1 protein-coding gene and 1 pseudogene are annotated in these 3,135 nt (G+C 63.3%); both read right to left on the bottom strand.

From position 1 onward, the window contains the following. A partial coding sequence (locus tag AWB68_RS43545) for a DUF3300 domain-containing protein (RefSeq protein ID WP_235028855.1) occupies nucleotides 1–1,284 on the bottom strand: 1,284 nt, incomplete at its 3' end. A gap of 358 nt (nucleotides 1,285–1,642) precedes the next feature. Beyond that, nucleotides 1,643–3,135 (bottom strand): annotated as a pseudogene (locus tag AWB68_RS43540) (glycosyl transferase family 51); the annotation flags it as partial.

Raw genomic sequence — 3,135 nt, 5'->3', positions numbered from 1 at the left:
CTGCATGCTCGATCTGCCCCGGTCGAAGTTGTGCTGCGAAGCGGCGCCGCCCCCTCCTACGCCTGAGAACGCGGCATCGCGACCGCCGCCGCCGTAACCGCCACGGTTGCCGCCACTGACGCGGTTCAGGTCACCGGAGGTGCCGCGATTTGAAGCACCGCCGGCGGATCGATCGCCGGCCGATGCGCGGTTCCCGGCGCTGGCCCGGTCGGTTGCGCCTGCCCGCGCACCTGTATCGGTACCACGCCCGCGATACTGGGAACGCCCGTCGGCACCCGGCGCCTGCCCGGCAAATTTGTCGCGCGTGGCATTGTCACGATAGGCAACGCCCTGGCGATGCCCTGCGTCGTGCTGCCAGCGACCGCCCTGCCCTTGGACCTTGCTGCGATCGAAGTTGCGATTGATGTTCGCGGCCCTGTCCACGTTGATGTTGACGTCGCCGCCGCCCCAATTGCAGTTGCTGAAGATCGCACCGGCAGCAGCGAGCCCGATGCCCCAGGCGATGCCTGTCGCAAGGGCTGCGCCGGGGTAGTAACCGGGGTAGTAAGCGGGATACGGAGGCCAATAGGTTGGCGGATAGGCCGGATAGCCCCATCCGCCATAGACGACCGTCGGGTTGTAGGCTGGCACATAGATCACTTCCGGGTTCGCCGGCTCGATGCGCACAATCGTGGTCTGGCCGGCCGCCGGCGCGGGCTCGACTATGACCTTCTGCTGCTCGTTCGATTTCAGGTTGCCCGAGTCCTGCGCGCGTGCCCGCAACCGCTGCACAGCAGCGAAGACCTCTTTTTGCTGCGCAAGAAAAGCGTCTCCGAGCCGCTGCGTCCAGTCGAGCTTGTCACTCATCGGCTCGAGTATCTGCGGGAATGCCACCAGCGATTTCACGCTGGTGTCCCAAGGCTGATTCTCTACCGCCTTCACGGCGGCATCGCCCTTCACGCTGGGATTCGCTTTTACCCAGCGCGCCGCGTGCACGATCTCCAGCGGATAGGTCGACGCCATCAGCACCTGCGACAACACGGAGTCCGGGTAGAGCGCGATCGGAGCGACCAGGGCCTCGAGTTCCTCCGGCGCGAATGGCGCAGGGTTCGGGCTCTGTGCGGCGCTCTGTGCGGGCGCCTGCGGAGGAGTCTGCGCGGGGGTCTGTGCGGGAGCCTGTGCTGGCGTCTGTGCGGGGCCCTGTACGGAGCCTTCCGGACCATGCTCCGCACAAGCCTGAATGATCACTGGCGAAATCAGCCACAAAAAAACTGCTTTTGCCCATCGTTCCTTCCAGTGAGTCATGGCCCCTCCTTGCGGCAGTTTGTTGACGCGGAAAACGATGCGCTCGCAAAAGTCACGTAACCAGGCGACGGCCCCGCAGCAACTTCCCTGATAGTTGGAACGTCGGCTCAGGAAGCACAACGTTCGTGGAAAATTCAATCTCGAGCGTTTGCCAAGCCGGCGTGACCCTGCTCGAACGACGGTACAGCTTTTCTATCGTAGTACCTGTTACTTACAATACGACTGCCCTTTGCCGATGCCTGTTGTCTCCGTCAAGAAAGCCGCGCCTTGTCCCCAGTCGTTCGCCATCCTGTCAGCCGATGATGAGTGACGAACACGACTGCAACTCATCAGCAGTGCCGGTCGCATGGCAATGCAACTAGCGAACATCGGACACACGTTCGTCACTTCCCGCTGCCGGCGACGCAAGCGTCGCTGAATCACCGTCGCCCAGCAGGGACTGCAGCGCCGGCGTGAGCGACTTCAGCAACTGTACCGACAAAGCGCTCGTGAAATCGTAGCGCGCAGCATACGGCTCGTGCACGTAGGCGGTCAGCGTGCCGAAGAAGCGATCGCCGATCGCGAAGACGAACGTCGCGGTCCTGTTGACCTTGCGCGACTCGATCAGACGCGCGCCCCGCGCGAAGACATTCAAGCGCTGGTCGCCGGTTCCGGTCTTGCCATATACGTCGAGCCTCCGGCCGTCGGGCAACGTGATGCCGTCGGCGAGGCGCTTGGCGGTGCCGCCGAGCACGACGTCGCGCAACAGTTGATGAACCACGTCGCAGATTTCCGGCGACAGGACCGCGCGCGGCGCGGTCGCCGCGTGAGCGAAGCGCGTCTCGTAAGGCGTGTCCTTCGCGAACTCCAGCGTGGCGATGCTTTGCGTCGGCAGTGTCTTGCCGTCATTCGCAATGGTGCCGATCAATTGCGCAAGCGCGGCTGGCCGGTCGCCCGACGCACCGACGGCCGCCGCATACGACGGCGTCAACGACGCGAACGGATAGCCCAGCGCGCGCCACGACTTGCCTATCTGCACGAACGCTTCCGCTTCGGCCATTCTCTTTATGCGGCGGTCTTGCGTTGCGTGATAACGCGTCTTGAAGAGCCACGAATACGTGGTGGCGCGCACGTCGCGGCTTGCTTCCTGAATATCGTCGACACTCGCGAGCGGATGGTTGCGCAGGTAGTTCACCGTCCACAGTTCGAGTGGATGCACGCTCGCGATATAGCCGCGATCGTTCAGGTTGAACTTGTCGACGCCGTACTTCGCATAGAGATTCGCGAGGTCCTCGGAAGAAAGCCACTCCGCCGGCGTGCCCTTCAGGGCGGCGCGCATCCGCGCGTCGAACCACTCCTGCGATTCGTCGGGGTTCACGCTGCGCAAGACAGTCGCGATCTTGGGCGGCGACTTGCGCACATTGCGCAGCATGATGGCGAGCGCTTCGTCGTTCGAGCGGCCATGATATTTCTTGTAGAAGCGGCCCATGTACACCCGGCTTTCCTGGTCGGCAAAGCGCGTGAGATAGAGATGGCGGGCCGCGGGATCGTCGAGCCATTGCGACTGCGGTCCCACGGTCTGGATCATCTCGTAGTGCACGATGTCGCGCATCATGCGCACGAACACCAGGTTCACCGAATGCTGGAACGCGCGATGCACGGTAAGGATGCGGCTATTGTCAGTCGCTTCGAAGTTGTTGAAAGTCTGTGCACCGCCGCCCGTGTAGAACGTCTCGCCCGGACTCGCGGAATACTTGCGCTCGATTGCGGCATCGAGCATCGCGCGAAGCGACCTGTCCGGCGTGCGCGAAAGATAATCGAGCGCCCAGTACGTGAGCGCGTCCAGCTTGTCGGGCTGCACAGCGCGCAGTT

It is taken from the genome of Caballeronia choica (assembly GCF_001544535.1).
Taxonomy (GTDB): Bacteria; Pseudomonadota; Gammaproteobacteria; order Burkholderiales; family Burkholderiaceae; genus Caballeronia; species Caballeronia choica.
Note: the sequence above shows the minus strand (reverse complement) of the source record. Positions and strands in the feature narration are given on the sequence as shown.